The sequence below is a fragment of the Alloactinosynnema sp. L-07 genome (assembly GCF_900070365.1).
Taxonomy (GTDB): Bacteria; Actinomycetota; Actinomycetes; order Mycobacteriales; family Pseudonocardiaceae; genus Actinokineospora.
The window spans coordinates 2,640,480-2,655,512 of record NZ_LN850107.1 but is presented as its reverse complement, the minus strand read 5'-3'; the positions used below and the strand labels follow the sequence as shown (position 1 = coordinate 2,655,512).

The following is a 15,033-nucleotide window of genomic DNA, read 5'->3' as shown; positions in this document are numbered from 1 at the left end:
GAATAGGTGAATGACTTCTCCTGAGAACCGCTAGCGTGGGGTCGCGGAGGGGAGGTGGGGGGAAATGACCGAGGCGACAGTCACGCCCGAGCGGCAAGACCGATGGGGATTGGTTGCCGTAGCGGGGATTCTGTCCTTTGTGGCCATGCTCGACATGAGCATCGTCACGGTCGCGCTGGCCAAGATCGGCGACGAGTTACAGGTCTCGCCGCAGGCCGCGCAGTGGGCGGTGCTGGGGTATCAGCTGGTCGTCGTCGCTCTGCTGCTGCCGGTGGGCGGCTGGCTCGACGGCGCGGGCCCGCGGTCGGCCGTGCTCGCCTCGGTGACGGTGTTCGCCTGCGCCAGCGGCCTGGCGGCCTTGTCGCCCAATCTGACCTGGCTCATCGCCGCCCGTGTCGTGCAAGGCACGGCCGCGGCGGTGTTGTTCGTCCTGATGCCGGTGCTGGCGGCCAAATCCGTGCGTCCCGAGATGCGTGGGCGGGCGATGAGCGTGCCCGCCACCCTCGGCCCGCTAGGTGCGGTGCTTGGACCAGCCATCGGTGGTGTGCTGCTTGATCAGTGGGGCTGGCAGTCCATCTTCCTGGTCAAGATCCCGTTCTGCCTGGTGGGTCTGCTGGTCGCCTGGCGCATCGCGCCGCGCGGCGGCGGCCTGCCCGCGCCCAGTCGCGCCGCGTTCGTCGACGCGGGCCTCATCGGATCCGCTGTCGCCGCGGTGCTGCTCGCGCTGACCTTCGCCGTCGACTCGCCCGCGTGGCTGCTCCTGGCCCTGGTCGCGGTCCCCGCCACGGCCGCCTGGCTGCGCCGGGACAGCGGCAAACGGGTCGCGGGCACCATCGCGGGCGGTCTGTGGCGAGTGGACAGTGCGGTGCTCTGCCTGGCCGCCGCCTTCGCCGCCATGCACTACCTCGTCGCGCTGCACCTGCAACGGGACGAGGGAGTCAGCGCCACCAGCACCGGCTTGACGGTCATCGCGTTTCCGCTGGCGATGGCGCTGGCCGGGCCGATCGGCGGCAGGCTCGCCGACCGCTTCGGCCACCGGCCGGTCGCCATCAGCGGCGCGGCCACCACGACACTGGGCCTTCTGCTGCTGGTGTTCGCGGGCGCCGAGTGGACTCCGGTCGACATCGCCTGGCGAATGGCGATCGCCGGACTCGGGATGGGTCTCTACGGCGGGCCATCACAGGTGATGGCGATGGCCACCGCGCCCGACCGCATGGGCGCCGCGAGTTCGGCCGTTCAAGTGGCCCGCAGTCTCGGTTTCACCGTCGGCCCGGCGCTGGCCACCGCGGCTTGGGCCATGCCAGGCGGGTCCACACCAGCTGGATTGATCCTCGCCATGGGCGCGGGCGCGCTCGGGTTGATTCTGCTGACCTCCACACGATCCGGCCGCTGACTCCAGCCGCCGACCAACGAACCTAGGGGAGTTCCCGCATGTGCGGAATAACCGGCTGGGCGTCCTTCGACCAGGATCCAGGCGCCGATCCCACCGTTATCGAAGCCATGACGTCCACAATGGCCAAGCGTGGACCGGACGACTCGGGCACCTGGTGCGGGCGGCACGTCGCCCTTGGCCACCGCAGGCTCTCGGTGATCGACCGCGACGGCGGCGCCCAGCCGATGACCACCGTCCACAACGGACAGGACATCGCGCTCACCTACAGCGGCGAGGTCTACAACCACCATGACCTGCGCCGCGAACTGACATCGCTGGGCCACACCTTCCGCACCCGCAGCGACACCGAGGTCGTGCTGCGTGCCTACCTCCAGTGGGGTGAGGCGCTGGCCGACCGCCTGGTCGGCATGTACGCCTTCGCCATCTGGGACGCCCGCGCCGAGAAGCTGGTGCTGGTGCGGGACCGGCTCGGCGTCAAGCCGCTGTTCTACGCCGAAGTGAGCGCGGGCATTGTCTTCGGCTCCGAGCCCAAGGCCCTGTTCGCCCACCCGGAGGTCTCACCGCGGATCGACGCCGACGGCCTGCGCGAGGCCTACAGCCTGCTGTTCAACACCGGCCCGACGGTCTGGGCGGGGGTGCGCGAGGTGCCGCCCGGTGTCGTGGCGACCTTCGACCGCGGCGGCTACCGCGAACGCGTGTACTGGCAGCTCGAAGCGGGCACCCACGCCGACGACCTCGACACCTCGATCGAGACCGTCCGCGCCCTGCTCAACGACGCCGCGCGCGGCCAGCTCGAATCCGATGTGCCGCGGTGCAGCCTGCTTTCCGGCGGCATCGACTCGACCGTGATCACCGCGATCCTCGCCGACGAGCTGCGCCGCACCGAGGGCGGCAAGATCCGCTCCTACGCCGTGGACTACTCCGACCAGGCCGAGAAGTTCACCGGCGACGTCCTGCGCACCGGCCACGACACCCCGTTCGCCGCCGAGGCGGGCGAGTTCATCGGCACCGAGCACAGCACCGTCGTGCTCGACCCGCGCTCGCTGCTCGACCTCGACCACCGCCGCGCGGTGGTGGAGTGCCGGGACTCGCCGATCGGCGTCGGCGACATGGACACGTCGCTTTACCTGCTGTTCGGGCGGATCCGCATGCACTCGACGGTGGCGCTGTCCGGCGAGGCGGCTGACGAGGTGTTCGGCGGCTATCCCTGGTTCCACAAGAAGGAAGCGCTCGACGCGCAGACCTTCCCGTGGCTGCTGGTCGTCAAAGACGATGCCGCCATGCCGATCAACCCCGACCTGGCAGGCGTCCTGCGGATCCCCGAGTTCCGCGACGACACCTACCGCACCGCGATCGCCGCCGTGCCGCAAAGTGAGAGCACTGATCTCCTGGAACGCAGGCAACGCGAGATGCAGCACCTGTCGATGACCAGGTGGCTGCGCCAGCTGCTGCACCGCAAGGACCGCCTGAGCATGGCCCAGGGCTTGGAGGTCCGCGTCCCGTACTGCGACCACCGGCTGGTCGAGTACGCCTTCGCGACCCCGTGGGCGCTCAAGAGCCACGACGGCCGGGAGAAGAGTCTGCTGCGGTCGGTGGGCCAGGGCATCGCGCCGGACTCGGTGCTCTACCGGCCGAAGAACCACTATCCAGCCACACACCACCCTGACTACAACCGCGGCCTGCAGGATATGGCGCGGGACGCGCTCACTGTCGACTCCGTGCGCGCGCTGGTGGACGAGACGCAGATCAAGGCCTGTCTCGACGTCGCGCCGGAGGAACTGCCGTGGGGGCACCGATTGCGCCTGGAGCGGGTCGTCGACCTGGCCCTGTTCCTCGACATCCACAAGCCTGAACTGACCGTCTGAGCCGGAGGACGACGATGACCGACGAGCCCATCGAGATGTTCGGGCGCGAGTACAAGCGCGATCCCTATGAGCTGTACCGGAAGATGCGCGACGAAGGACCGGTGCACCGGGTGCTGTTCCCCAGCGGCGTCAAGGCGTGGCTGGTGACCGGTTACACCGCGGCGCACGAAGCCCTCAACGACGACCGTCTCGGCAAGAACCACTCCCGCGGCAACGCCACGTGGCGCGAGCGGGCGGCGATCATGCCGGAGCCGCAGCACTCGCAGCTGCAGGTCCATCTGCTGCACCAGGACCCGCCGAAGCACACGTCCATGCGCAAGCTGGTGACCGACGGATTCGCCCCGCGCCGTATCGAGGCGCTGCGCCCGCGGCTGCAGGAACTGGCCGACGCGCTGATCGACGCGATGCCGTCGACCCCGGAGGTGAGCATGGACCTGGTGGCCTGCTTCGCCGCCAGGTTCCCGTTCCAGGCGCTGGCCGAGGTCATCGGCCTGCCACCGGAGCTGGCCTCGCGCTTCAAGCGCGAGTGGGGCAAGGTCGTCGCCCCGGTCGGCCCGACCGACCCGCGCCGCGCCGAGTACGAGGGCCTGCTGCGCGGTCTGCAGGGCTACATCGCCGAGGTCGTCGCCAACCGGCGGGCCAATCCGGGTGACGACCTGCTGAGCAAGCTCGTCGGCGCGCACGCGGCGGGCGAGCTGAGCCAGGCCGAGCTGGACTCGATGATCTTCCAACTGCTTGTCGCGGGCCAGGAACCGGTGACCAACCAGATCACCACCGCGATCATGGCGCTGGTCCGGCACCCGGAGAAGCTGGCTGTCCTCGCCGCCGACCCGTCCCTGCTGCCGCTGGCCGTCGACGAGCTGCTGCGCTACGACAGCGCCTTCGAGCTGACCACCTGGCGGTTCTTCACCGAGGATTCCGACCTGCACGGCACCACCATCCCGGCGGGCGACTCGGTGATCGTCTCGCTCTGCGCGGCCAACCGCGACGAGCGCCGCTTCGCCGACGCCGACGAGCTCGACCTCACCCGCAGCCCGAACCCGCACCTGGCCTTCGGCCATGGGATCCACTTCTGTCCTGGCGCCGCGCTCGCCCGGCTCGAACTGCAGATCGCCATCGGCACGCTCATCGACCGGCTGCCCGGTCTGCGGCTGGCCGTGCCCGAGGACAAGATCGAGTGGGTCGGCGCGGTCCTGGCCCGCGGCACCACCGCACTGCCCGTCACCTACACCGAGCGAACCTGACCCGATAGCCGATCCGACACACCACGCCCGCTGTCCCGCGCAGGCGTGGCGATCCAACCTGCCCAAGTGGAGGAACACCCAAGATGACCACGTCACCGTCAACGGTCCCAGGCGCCACGCCGTCCACATCGGACTTGGAAACCTGCGCGGCGATCCTGGAGCTTCTGTACCCCGTGCGGCGCGCCGCGGACCCGGACGCGCCGAACACCGCGGCGGCGTTCCCCGAACAGATCAACCAGCTGCTCGACTTCGTCTCCGTCGGTGAGCCGGTCATGTTCACCCTGCCGGGATTCCCGTGCAAGTCACCCAATCCGGCGAAGGTGCTGGGCGACCTGCCAGACGAGGGGGAACGCCTGTCGCTGCGATTCCTCGACGAGCTGTGCGCGTCGGTGCAGGCGGTATACGCGCCGGGCGCGCGACTCGTCATCTGCTCGGACGGACACATCTTCGGTGACGTCATCGGGGTCGCCGATGATCGAGTTGACGCGTACTCGGATGAACTCCGCGAGCTGATGGCGAAGGAAGAACTGTCTCGGCTGTCCTTGTTCAATCTGCAAGACATCTACCCCGGTCTGAGTTACGACGAGAAGCGGCGCCGGGTCACGGTCGCCTACGCTCCGACTATCGCGCAGTTACGTGAAGAGGTCATGACCGACGAGTCGACGTTGCGGCTCTATCGAGGGATCACCCGGTTCCTGGTCGACGACACCGCGCACTGGACCGGCTCGAAGTCGGCGCTGCAGCGCGAGTGCCGCACTCGATCTTACGAGGTGATCGCCCGCAGCCGGGCGTGGGGTGACCTGGTCGCGGCCTACCATCCGCGCTCCGTCCGGCTGTCGATCCACCCCCAGCCCGCGGGCGCGGCCAAGTTCGGGATCCGCCTGCTCGACGCCCCGGACGCCTGGATGACGCCGTGGCATTCGGTGCTGGTCGAGGAGCCGGGGAAGGCCCCCCGGCTGGTGCGCCACAAGGACGCCGTGGAGCTTGGCGAGCTGGTCACAGTGGACGGCAGGCCGAGTCATTTCCGCGTCACTGATTGACGGGGCCCTGGTGGTCGAACGCGATCAGGGGATCGCCGGTCAGTGGGTGCTCGACCACCGCGGCCCGCACGCCGAACACCTCGGCGAGCAGGTCGACGGTGAGCACGTCGCGCGGTTTGCCCGAGTCGACGACCTGACCGTCGCGCAGCACGTGCAGTCGATCGCACAGGCTCGCCGCGGCGTTCAGGTCGTGCAGGGCGATCAGCGTGGTGCGGCGGTGTTGGCGCAGCAGGCCGAGCAGGTCGATCTGGTGGCGTAGGTCGAGGTGGTTGGTCGGCTCGTCGAGGACCAGCACGTCGGGCTCCTGCGCGAACGCCCTGGCCAGCAGCACCCGCTGCCGTTCCCCGCCGGACAGCGCCGAGAAGGGGCGCCCAGCCAGCTCGGTGACCCCGACCTGGGCCATCGCGTCGGCGATGATCCGGCGGTCGCGTTCGTCGTCGCCCGCGAACGCGCGCTTGTACGGTGTGCGGCCCATCGCCACGACCTCCAGCACCGACAGTTCGAAGTCGCTGCCGCGTTCCTGGGGCAGCGCGGCGACATGGCGGGCGGCCTCGGTGGCCGACATCGCCCGCAGGTCGCGCCCGTCGAGCAGCACCTGCCCGGAGGCCGGTTTGAGGTGGCGGTACACCGTGCGCAGCATGGTCGACTTGCCGCTGCCGTTGGGGCCGACCACGCCGACGATCTCGCCGGGCTCGGCGATCACGTCGACCCCGGACACCACCGTGCGCCCGGACAGGGCGACGGTCAGGTTCTCGATGGCGATCCTCACGCGCGCTCCAGCCGTCGGTCCAGCAGGTACAGCAGCGTCGGCGCGCCGACGAGGGCGGTCACCACGCCGATGGGGAGTTCCTGGTCGGACAGGGCGACGCGGGCGACGATGTCGACCACCACCAGCAGCACCGCGCCGGTCAGCGCCGAGATCGGCAGCAGCCTGCGGTGGTCGCCGCCGACCACCAGCCTGCACACGTGCGGCACCATCAGCCCGACGAACCCGATCGCGCCGGACACGGCCACCAGCACACCGGTCAGCACGCTGGTGACCACGAACAGCTCGCGGCGCAGCCTGCCCACGTCGATGCCGAGCCCGGCCGCGGTCTCGTCGCCCATCAGCAGCGCGTTGAGCCCGCGGGCGCGCGCCTGCAGCAGCAGAAAACCCAGGAGCACGACGATCGCGGGCACGGCCAGGATCGACCACTTCGCCCCGCTGAGGCTGCCCATCAGCCAGAAGAGCACGCCCCGGGTCTGCTGCTCGTCGGCGGTCTGCAGCACCAGATAGCTGCACATGCCCGCGAGGAACTGGCCGATGCCGACGCCCGCGAGCACCAGGCGCAGCGGGGAGAAGCCGCCACCGCGCCTGGCCAGCGCCCAGACCAGCGCGAACGACCCGAGCGCGCCGAGGAACGCCGCCGCGGACAGGCCCAGCCCGAGCAGGCCGCCCGCCGTGCCGCCGAGCACGATCACCGCGACCGCGCCCAGCGACGCGCCGGAGGAGATGCCCAGCAGGTACGGATCCGCCAAGGGGTTGCGGACCAGCGCCTGCACCGCGGTGCCGACCAAACCGAGCCCGGCGCCGACCACGGCGGCCAGCAGCGCGCGCGGCACCCGCAGCTGCCAGACGATGAGATCGGGTGTGCCCGGTACCGGCTTGGCACCGGTCAGGTGGCCTGCCACGATCGACCACACCTGGCCGAGCGGGACGAAGGTCGAGCCGACCGCGGTGGCCAGCGCGAGCCCGGCGACCAGGGCGACGGCGAGCACGGCCACCACCAGGCCCGCGCGCACCTTGGGCACAGCCGGGAGGTGCGCGCGGTCCTGGAGGGGAAGCGATTCGACCGCCACGGCTAGCCCTGGGCGACGATCACGTCGGGGTGGATGGTCTTGGCGATCTCCACGACGGCGTCGGCGTTGCGCACGCCCGCGATCGTGGTGGCCTCCGAACTCACCCGCACGAACTTGCCCTGCTTGACCGCTTCGAGGCCCGCGGTGGCTGGGAACTCGCGCAAGAACTTCTCCGCCGCGGCGAACGCGGCGTCGTTCTCCTGCTTGCCGCCCTTGTCGCGGACGCCGAGCTGGATCCACTGCGGGTTGCCCGACACGACCTGCTCCCAGCCGACCGGCTTGAAGTCGGCGTCGCAGTCGGCGAACAGGTTCTTGGCCCCCGCCAGCGTGATCACCGCGTTGGCGACCTGCTTGCCGCACACCGCGATCGGCTGCTCGGTGCCCGCGTCGAAGTCGAAGAAGAAGTACGATGGGCGCTTGTCCTGCGGCAGCTTGGCGACCGCGTCGGTCACCTTGGTGACCTTCGTGCGCATGCCCTGCACGAGTTCGTCGGCCTTGGCGCCGGTCCCGGTGACCGAGCCCATGCGCTTGATGTCCGTCTCCACAGTGGACAGGTCGGTGAGCGGGCCGGACGCCTTGGCCGCGCACGCGGTCGACTTGAGGTAGACGTGCTTGATGTCGGCGGCGGCGAACTCCTCCTCGCTCGGCGGCCCGCCCATCCCGCCCATCGCGCCCGCGTGGGCGAAGGTGTCGACGTAGAGCTGCGCGCCCGAGCCGAGCAGCTTCTCCTTGGAGATCACCATCTCGCCAAGGACGGGCACCTTCTCGCCAGCGGCCCGGAACGACTCCGGCAGCGTGCCCTTGGCGGGCGGGAACCCGGTACCGATGATCTTGTCGCCCGCGCCGAGCCAGAACAGCAGCTCCAGGCTGGAGCCGTTGCTCGTGACGATGCGCTGCGGCGCGGCGTCGAAGGTGGTCTTGCGGCCTTCGCAGTCGTCGAGCGTGGCCGGGAACCCGGTGGACCCCCCGGACTGGCCGGACGGGTCTTGCTTGGCCTCCTGCACGGCCGGTGAGCACGCGGCGAGCCCCACCGCGGCAGTCCCGATCACCAGTGCGCTGAGCACACGAGAACGCATATCGACCCCTGTTCGCGTAGATAGTCGTCCTCTAGTCGGGCGGTCGCCGCCGGAAGTTCCGGGCCGAGCGGTATCCGCCACGATCGGCCCCGGATGATCGGCTCAACCGGATAGGCCATTGGCCGAGGTGGGGTCTACCAACTGGGAATCCGGGATGCCGAACGTCGGGCTTGTCCGGTTCCGTCTTATCCTCTGCGCTGTGGAGGGCCGGAGTCGCGCGCGCATCGTTGGGCGGACGGGCGTGTTGAACGCCTTGCGCGACCAGCTCGCCGGAGGTGGTGGCGTGCTGCTGACCGGACCCAGCGGCATCGGCAAGACCACCCTGCTCGACGAGGTCGCCGACGGCTGGCCCGGGGTGGTGCTGCGGGCCACCAGCGCGGAGAACGAGCGGTGGATCCCCGGGACCGCGCTGGCCGACCTGTTCGCGCAGATCCCCACCGAGGCACTGGCCACCCTGCCGGACCCACAGCGGCGCGCGGTCGCGGACATGCTCAGCGGCGAGCGGATCGACGCGCCGGGGGCGGCGCTGCGCATGGCGTGGCACGCGCTGCTGCTCGCCACCTCGGCCGAGGCGCCGGTCCTGGTGCTCATCGATGACGTCCAGTGGATCGACGCGACCTCCGCCGACATCCTCGCCTACGCCGCGCGCAGGCTCCCCGGAAGCGACGTGCGAGTGGTGGTCGCGGGTCGGGTCCAGGAGCCGGTGGACCTCGCCGAGGACGGCGACGGCGCAGATCCCCGGCCGGTGGCGCCGTCGCTGCTGGTGCCGCCACCGCTGCTGCGCCTGCCCGTGCCGCCGCTGACCGCCGACGACCTGGCCGAGCTGTTCGACGTCTACGGCCTGCCTGCCCGCACGGCCATCGCCATCCACACCGACTCCGAGGGCAACCCGTATCTGGCGCTGACCCTGGCCGGGGCGTTCTCCGAGCGCACCGGGCTGCGCGCGCCCGCGCCGCTGCCGCCCGGCGTGGCCGCGCTGGTGCACGAACGTCTCGCCGCCGTTGCGCCCCGGGTGCGCCAGACCTTGTTGCTGTGCGCGCTGGCGACGCGGCCGACCATGCGGCTGCTGCTGCGCGCGGGCCGGGCCGACGCGCGCCACGACATCCGCCACGCCGTGCAGGCCGGGCTGGTGGTCACCGACGAGGAGAACATCCGCTTCACCCCGCCCGCCGCCGCGTCGATCGTCGCGGACCTGGCCGACGCCGAACGCCGCGCCCAGGCGCACCGCGAGCTGGCCGAGGCGGTCACCTTCGACGACCAGCGCGACCGGCACCTGGCGCTGGCCTCCGCCGCGCCGGACGCCCAGGTCGCGCGGGCGCTGGTGGTCGCCGCCGAGACCGCGATCCGGCGCGGCTCGCGGGATCTGGCCGCCGAGCTGTACCTGCTGGCCGCCGACCGGGCCCCCGCCGACCTGGCCGGTCAGCGCCTGGAGTGGCTGGTCTCGGCCACCGAGGCGGCGGCCAACGCGGGTCTGCCCGAGCAGGCGGGCCGGGCCGCCCAGCCCCTGCTCGACGCCGCCGACGCCCGGCCGCTGCTGCGGGTGCGGGTGCGGATGGCCCTGCTGCACGTGGCCGGTCAGGGGTTCGGCGGCATGAGAGAGGTGTTCGCGGCGGCCGTCGCCGACGCTGGGGACGACCCGGCGTCGCGCGCGCTGCTCTGTCTGTGGCAGTCGTGGGCGGCCATGGTCGCATCGGACTCCGACAAGGCCATCGCCGACGCCGAGCGCGCCGTCGAACTGGCCCGGTCGGTCGGCGACCACAACACCGCGGCGCTGGCCGCCGCCGCGATCGCGCTGCAGTTCCGGGTCATCGGGCGGCCGGACAGCTGGTCGGCACTGGGGGCCGCGCTCGCGCTGCCCGCCCCGGACATCGATGGCTGGACCCACATGTCCCCGCGCTACATCGGCACCCGCTTCGCCATCTTCGACGACCGGCTCGACGACGCGCGCTCCGACCTGCTCGACATGCTCGCCCTGGTGGAGCACGGAGCGGCCGAGGAACTTGTGCACGTGTTGCGGTCACTGTCTGAGGTGTCCGTCGGGCTTGGGCGCTGCCAGGACGCGCTGACCTACGCCGACCGCGCGCTGCGGATCGCGAGCGAGGCCCGGATGAGCCCGGGGCCGTGCTGGCACGCCGCGGCGGAGGCGGAACTGGCGGGCGGCAGCATCGGCCGGGCCATCGCGCTGGCCGAGCGCGGCATCCGCGCCTCCGAGCAGGAGTCCGACGGCGTCTTCATCCGGCGACACCTGCACGTGCTGGGGCAGGGCCTGCTGCGGTCGGGCCAGCCCGCGTCCGCGGTGGCGGCGCTGCGCCGCATCGCCGAGTCCGACCAGAGCGATCCGTCCATCCTGCGCTGGCACGGCGACCTCGCCGCCGCGCACGTGTTTGTCGGCGAACTCGACGAGGCCGAGCGGCTCCTCAAGTCGACCCGTGAGGAAGTCGATGGCCGCCCGCACACCGACGGCGTCCGCGCCCGACTCGACCGATCCGATGCCGGACTGCGCCACGCCCGCGGCGACTCCGACGCCGCGATCGAGCTGCTCGACCGCGCGACCGCGGTGTTCACCGAGTTGGGACAGCCGCTGGAAACCGGCAAGTGCCACTTGGTCCGCGCCAGGGTCGAGCGCAACCGCCGCCGGTTCGCTCCCGCCCGAGCCTCCCTGGATACCGCGCACGCCGTGTTCACCGCCGCGAAGGCCCACCCGTGGGCCACCCAGACCGACACGCTGCGCTCCCGGCTCGACGGCTCCGACGCCCCGGCCGCCACGGCCGCCACGGCCCTGCAGCTGACCAGCGGCGAGTCGCGGATCACTGAGCTGGTGGCCGAAGGCGCCAGCAACAAGGAGATCGCCGACCGCCTGTTCGTCAGTGTGAAGACCGTCGAGGCGACCTTGACCCGGCTCTACCGGCGGCTCGGCATCCGGTCGCGGACTCAGCTGATCAGGCTGCTGAGCGACCAGGAGTAGTTCGGCCGTTCGCGCGGAAATGCGACATTCATGAGTTCTGCATACCGCACTTGTGTGTTTTTCATCGGCGCCGCCGTAATCGGTCACCACCGTAATAGTCCCAGGCCGGGTACCGTTTAAGGATGAGCGGTGTTCGCCTGGGGTGTTTCGCATTCGCGGAGATGCGGTTCGGCGCACGCGACAGCACGATGGAACTGTACACACACCGCAGAAACAATCGTACGGAGTGCCACTCCTGCGGCGACGGGAAAGTCAACGGTTTGCGGGGACGACCCAGATTGGATGCGGATTATGACGGATAACCAATGGAAGCTGGTCGTGGACCGGGAGGGCGTGACCATCGCCAGTGACCGGTTCCGGCTGACCGCGGCAGGCACGGTCCCCCCGCAGGACGAACTCGCCCCGGACGAGGCCGTGCTCGAGGCCATGGAGTCCAGCCAGCTCGAAGGGATCATCTCCGAGCTGCAGTCGATGACGCGGCGCACCTATGGGCAGTTCTGCGGTCTGTCGCGGGCCGTGGAGATGGTCGGCGAGCGCTGGGCGCTGCTGATCATCCGAGACCTGCTGGTCGGTCCGAAGTCGTTCACCGAGCTGGCCGAGGGCTTCCCCCGGCTGTCGATCGACGTGCTGTGCTCGCGGTTGCGGGAGATGCAGCACTTCGGCGTGCTCGATGAGTCGATGAAGGACGGTGACATGAGCTACGAGCTGACCGAGTACGGTCGCGCGCTCGACGAGATCGTCATGTCGCTTGGCCGGTGGGGTGCCCTGTCGCTGGAGGACCCGCGGCCGGAGGACATCATCACCGAGAACTCGATGATCATGGCGCTTCGGTCGACCTACCAGGCCGAGGCCGCCGCGGGCCTCACCGCGAGCTTCGAGCTGCGGCTGGGCCCGGTCACCATCCACGCCAAGGTCGTCGACGGCGTTCTCCGGGCGGGCGCGGGCCCGCTGCCCGGTGCCGACCTGATCGTCGAGCCGGGGCCGACGCTGAAGATGCTGATGGCCAACGAGATGACCCCGGAGCAGGCGCTGAACACCGGGCACGTCACCCTCACCGGTGACGAGTCGCTGTTCCCGCGGTTCGTGACCCTGTTCCAGATCCTCCCGATCGCCGCGCCCGTCAGCTGATCGACAACACCTAGCCCGGCGGCCCCAAGGCCGCCGGGCTTTGTCGCGTTCATGGACAGCGCACACAACAAAGCGCGCGGTCTGGGATGACCGCGCGCGATGATGAGTGAACTAACTTCTAGACCGCGCGACGCACCTGGGTGGCGGTGGCGCGGCGGGTGAGTGCCGCGGAGCGCACGTCGAGCAGCGCGCTGAGCACGGGCGGGTCGAACACCCGCATCGGGTGCAGCGACACGTCGGCGATGCGTGCGGTGATGTCGGGGCGGATCGTGATCGGGCCGTGCGCGCCGATGAACGGGATCGGGTCGAGGGAGTCCTCCGCGCCGGGCGGCACCGAGTGGGCGAGCACGTGCCAGGTGCCTTCCGGCACGTCGTTGAGCGCGTACGGGCCGGGCCGGTCGAGCACCGCGCACCGCACCGGCGAACCCTGCAGCATCCGGCTGGGGAACAGCCCGATGAACACCAGCCCGGCCATGCCCACCGGCGGCGGCGTGACGTGCCCGCGCACCGTGGAGGTCCGGTTCATGCCACCCGCTGGGACGTCGGCGGGCAGTTCCGCGGTCGACCCGCCCAACTGGCGGTAGGAGATCGGGGAGAGGCCCACGGTGCTGCGGAACCGCGAGCTGAACGTGCCGACGCTGTTGTAGCCGACCTGGTGGCTGATGTCGGCGACGGTGAGTGAGGTGGTCAGCAGCAGCCGCTTGGCCTCCTCCAGGCGCATGGCCGAGAGGAAGCGGCCGGGGGAGACCCCGGTGACCTGCTGGAAGACCCTGGAGAAGTGGAACTTGCTGAACATGGCCGATCGGGCCATGTCGTCGATGGTGAGTCGATCGGCGAGGCCACGCCGCATGGTGTCGATAGCCCGTTCGACGGCTCGCACGACCATCTCGTCCATTGCGTTTTCCCTTTCGCTGAATCAGCCCTTGCCCCTTGCCGGATACAGCTGGAGAAAAACATTGTCCAGCCGTTCTCGAACGTCCTTCAAGTGCCTTCGTCATGACCCCGGGTGAGTGATTCTCGGGTGTCGTGTGCACAACGCATGTTCGGGTGGTGCGCAATTCACAAGCCGCTGGTCACGCCGCTGCCGAGCGGTTTTCCGGAATGCTCAGATGGGCGTGGAATCGGCTCGCGTGGATGGCCGGGTCGGAGTCCGACGGGTAGGGCATGGGGGAATCCGGGTGGGTGAGCACCGCTCTCACGAGCACGGGGGACTGGCAGTGAGCGAGCTTCCCGCGCACCAGGTTGCTGAACTTGTCGAGCTGGGTGGTGGTCGAGACGTCGCTGTAGCCGGAGGCGCGGGCCAGCGCGAGCACGTCGGCCCGGTCCGACGGCGGCGGCGAGGCGTGGCCGGAGCCGTAGAGGCCGTCGTCGAGGACGATGTGGATCAGCGGCAGGTCGACCAGGGTGCCCGCGGTGATGAGGCCGACCGGGTTGCGCACGAGGTTGCTGTAGGAGTCGACGATCACCGTGGGCCGCCGGGTCTCCAGGGCGATCCCGATGCCCAGCGAGCCCGCCAGGCCGATCGACGCGGTGAGGTAGAAGTGGTTCGGCCGGTCCTCGACGACTTGCGCGATGCGACACGTCGCGTCGGTGGTGAACACCACCGGCTGCGCGGTCGACGTCGCCGAGATGATCGCTTGGATGGCTGCCGTCTTGTTCACTTCTCGTCCCCCACCCTGTCCGCGATGAGCAGCGCCGCCGGGCGCCGCTGGTCCTGCACTGCCTCGACCATCAGGTTGACCTGCTCGTCGAAGGCCCCTTCGAGGTCCAGTTCGAATGTCTCCATGCCAAGGCCGACCAGCAGCGGGACGGTCAGCCTGCGCAGGATCGCGCTCTCGCCGAGGTGCTCGCCTGCCACGACCCGCACGTTGACCACGAAGAGCATCGGGATGCGATAGGGCACCACCAGCGAGGCGATGGCGCTCAGCGACATGCCCAGCCCGGCGTTCTCCATGAGCACCACCGGGTGGCGGCCGGTCAGCGAGGCGCCGACGGCGATGCCCACCGCGTTGTCCTCGCGTGCCACGGTCAGCACGCCCGCACGTTCGTCCAGTGTTCTGTGCAATGGCGAGAGAACGCCGCACGGCGTGGCATAATACGGCCCGAAGTCCGCCGCGATCAGTTCCTTGCTCAATTCATTGGCGACGTCAATCCGTTGGGCGAATGAAGGCATCTCGTCTCCCCTGCAGGTGGGCCGGTGATGGGCCGCGCGGCGCTGACTGGCTTTCGGCCCGGCGGATCGGCGGTATACCGGCGACGTCGAAACCGTCGATTCGGAAGTTCATGTCCGAGATTGCCCGTGTTTGTTCGGGCGAAGCGGATTTCGGCCGTGGAAGACGCTGTGACCTGTGGTGATGGCCGTACTGGGTGTTCGACCACGACGGTCCGATTTGGTCTGACGGCGTGGATCCGATAGCGTGTCCCCGCATCGGCGTCTTCCTCCTTTCAGCTGAGAAATACCTTCTCCCGGCGATGAGGCCAGC

General features: G+C 70.1%; 12 protein-coding genes. 6 read left to right on the top strand and 6 right to left on the bottom strand.

What is annotated here, in order from left to right; genetic code table 11:
- The first annotated feature begins 64 nt into the window (after nucleotides 1–64).
- The 4 genes from BN1701_RS11815 (at nucleotide 65) to BN1701_RS11800 (ending at nucleotide 5,542) form a co-directional block, all read left to right on the top strand.
- Nucleotides 65–1,393: an MFS transporter gene (locus BN1701_RS11815; protein ID WP_054048273.1), complete on the top strand. Its 1,329-nt coding sequence runs from the start codon at nucleotides 65–67 to the stop codon at nucleotides 1,391–1,393.
- A gap of 38 nt (nucleotides 1,394–1,431) precedes the next feature.
- The gene (gene asnB, locus BN1701_RS11810; protein ID WP_054048271.1) at nucleotides 1,432–3,258 is read left to right on the top strand and encodes an asparagine synthase (glutamine-hydrolyzing); all 1,827 of its coding nucleotides are present in this window, start codon (nucleotides 1,432–1,434) and stop codon (nucleotides 3,256–3,258) included.
- A 14-nt stretch (nucleotides 3,259–3,272) separates the two neighbouring features.
- Complete coding sequence (locus tag BN1701_RS11805) at nucleotides 3,273–4,502, top strand: cytochrome P450 (RefSeq protein WP_054048269.1); 1,230 nt, start codon at nucleotides 3,273–3,275, stop codon at nucleotides 4,500–4,502.
- An 83-nt stretch (nucleotides 4,503–4,585) separates the two neighbouring features.
- Nucleotides 4,586–5,542, top strand: coding sequence for an L-tyrosine/L-tryptophan isonitrile synthase family protein (locus BN1701_RS11800; protein ID WP_082859798.1), 957 nt, complete (start codon nucleotides 4,586–4,588; stop codon nucleotides 5,540–5,542).
- Here the strand turns inward: BN1701_RS11800 and BN1701_RS11795 are convergent.
- Genes BN1701_RS11795 through BN1701_RS11785 form a run of 3 tightly spaced genes read right to left on the bottom strand, consistent with a single transcriptional unit; the run spans nucleotide 5,532 to nucleotide 8,457 of the window.
- Nucleotides 5,532–6,311 (bottom strand): ABC transporter ATP-binding protein, encoded by a 780-nt coding sequence (locus tag BN1701_RS11795; RefSeq protein WP_054048265.1) that lies wholly within the window; start codon nucleotides 6,309–6,311, stop codon nucleotides 5,532–5,534. The two genes, BN1701_RS11800 and BN1701_RS11795, sit on opposite strands and share 11 nt — an antisense overlap.
- Entirely contained in the window at nucleotides 6,308–7,381 is a 1,074-nt protein-coding gene (locus BN1701_RS11790) for an iron ABC transporter permease (RefSeq protein ID WP_054048263.1), read from the bottom strand. Before BN1701_RS11790 ends, BN1701_RS11795 begins: the two co-directional genes overlap by 4 nt.
- Before the next feature lie 2 nt (nucleotides 7,382–7,383).
- Nucleotides 7,384–8,457 (bottom strand): ABC transporter substrate-binding protein, encoded by a 1,074-nt coding sequence (locus tag BN1701_RS11785; RefSeq protein WP_082859797.1) that lies wholly within the window; start codon nucleotides 8,455–8,457, stop codon nucleotides 7,384–7,386.
- Between the two features lie 154 nt (nucleotides 8,458–8,611).
- On the opposite strand from BN1701_RS11785, the gene BN1701_RS11780 reads away from it, so the two are divergent.
- Nucleotides 8,612–11,422 (top strand): LuxR family transcriptional regulator, encoded by a 2,811-nt coding sequence (locus BN1701_RS11780; protein ID WP_082859796.1) that lies wholly within the window; start codon nucleotides 8,612–8,614, stop codon nucleotides 11,420–11,422.
- A gap of 291 nt (nucleotides 11,423–11,713) precedes the next feature.
- Entirely contained in the window at nucleotides 11,714–12,550 is an 837-nt protein-coding gene (locus BN1701_RS11775; protein ID WP_197672082.1) for a helix-turn-helix domain-containing protein, read from the top strand.
- Nucleotides 12,551–12,668: 118 nt separating this feature from the next.
- Here BN1701_RS11775 and BN1701_RS11770 read toward each other — a convergent pair whose 3' ends face one another.
- From BN1701_RS11770 to BN1701_RS11760, 3 genes are all read right to left on the bottom strand, one after another.
- Nucleotides 12,669–13,445, bottom strand: coding sequence for a helix-turn-helix domain-containing protein (locus tag BN1701_RS11770; RefSeq protein WP_054048258.1), 777 nt, complete (start codon nucleotides 13,443–13,445; stop codon nucleotides 12,669–12,671).
- 178 nt (nucleotides 13,446–13,623) lie between these two features.
- Nucleotides 13,624–14,211 (bottom strand): hypothetical protein, encoded by a 588-nt coding sequence (locus BN1701_RS11765; protein WP_054048256.1) that lies wholly within the window; start codon nucleotides 14,209–14,211, stop codon nucleotides 13,624–13,626.
- The gene (locus tag BN1701_RS11760; protein ID WP_054048254.1) at nucleotides 14,208–14,723 is read right to left on the bottom strand and encodes a hypothetical protein; all 516 of its coding nucleotides are present in this window, start codon (nucleotides 14,721–14,723) and stop codon (nucleotides 14,208–14,210) included. The genes BN1701_RS11765 and BN1701_RS11760 overlap by 4 nt, the downstream gene beginning before the upstream one ends.
- Nucleotides 14,724–15,033 lie beyond the last annotated feature (310 nt).

What these genes read in the sequence shown, in the direction of transcription:
- BN1701_RS11815 (WP_054048273.1), top strand. Translation starts at nt 65, where the DNA reads ATGACCGAGGCGACAGTCACGCCCGAGCGGCAAGACCGATGGGGATTG.
- asnB (WP_054048271.1), top strand. Translation starts at nt 1,432, where the DNA reads ATGTGCGGAATAACCGGCTGGGCGTCCTTCGACCAGGATCCAGGCGCC.
- BN1701_RS11805 (WP_054048269.1), top strand. Translation starts at nt 3,273, where the DNA reads ATGACCGACGAGCCCATCGAGATGTTCGGGCGCGAGTACAAGCGCGAT.
- BN1701_RS11800 (WP_082859798.1), top strand. Translation starts at nt 4,586, where the DNA reads ATGACCACGTCACCGTCAACGGTCCCAGGCGCCACGCCGTCCACATCG.
- BN1701_RS11785 (WP_082859797.1), bottom strand. Translation starts at nt 8,457, where the DNA reads ATGCGTTCTCGTGTGCTCAGCGCACTGGTGATCGGGACTGCCGCGGTG.
- BN1701_RS11780 (WP_082859796.1), top strand. Translation starts at nt 8,612, where the DNA reads ATGCCGAACGTCGGGCTTGTCCGGTTCCGTCTTATCCTCTGCGCTGTG.
- BN1701_RS11775 (WP_197672082.1), top strand. Translation starts at nt 11,714, where the DNA reads ATGACGGATAACCAATGGAAGCTGGTCGTGGACCGGGAGGGCGTGACC.
- BN1701_RS11770 (WP_054048258.1), bottom strand. Translation starts at nt 13,445, where the DNA reads ATGGACGAGATGGTCGTGCGAGCCGTCGAACGGGCTATCGACACCATG.
- BN1701_RS11760 (WP_054048254.1), bottom strand. Translation starts at nt 14,723, where the DNA reads ATGCCTTCATTCGCCCAACGGATTGACGTCGCCAATGAATTGAGCAAG.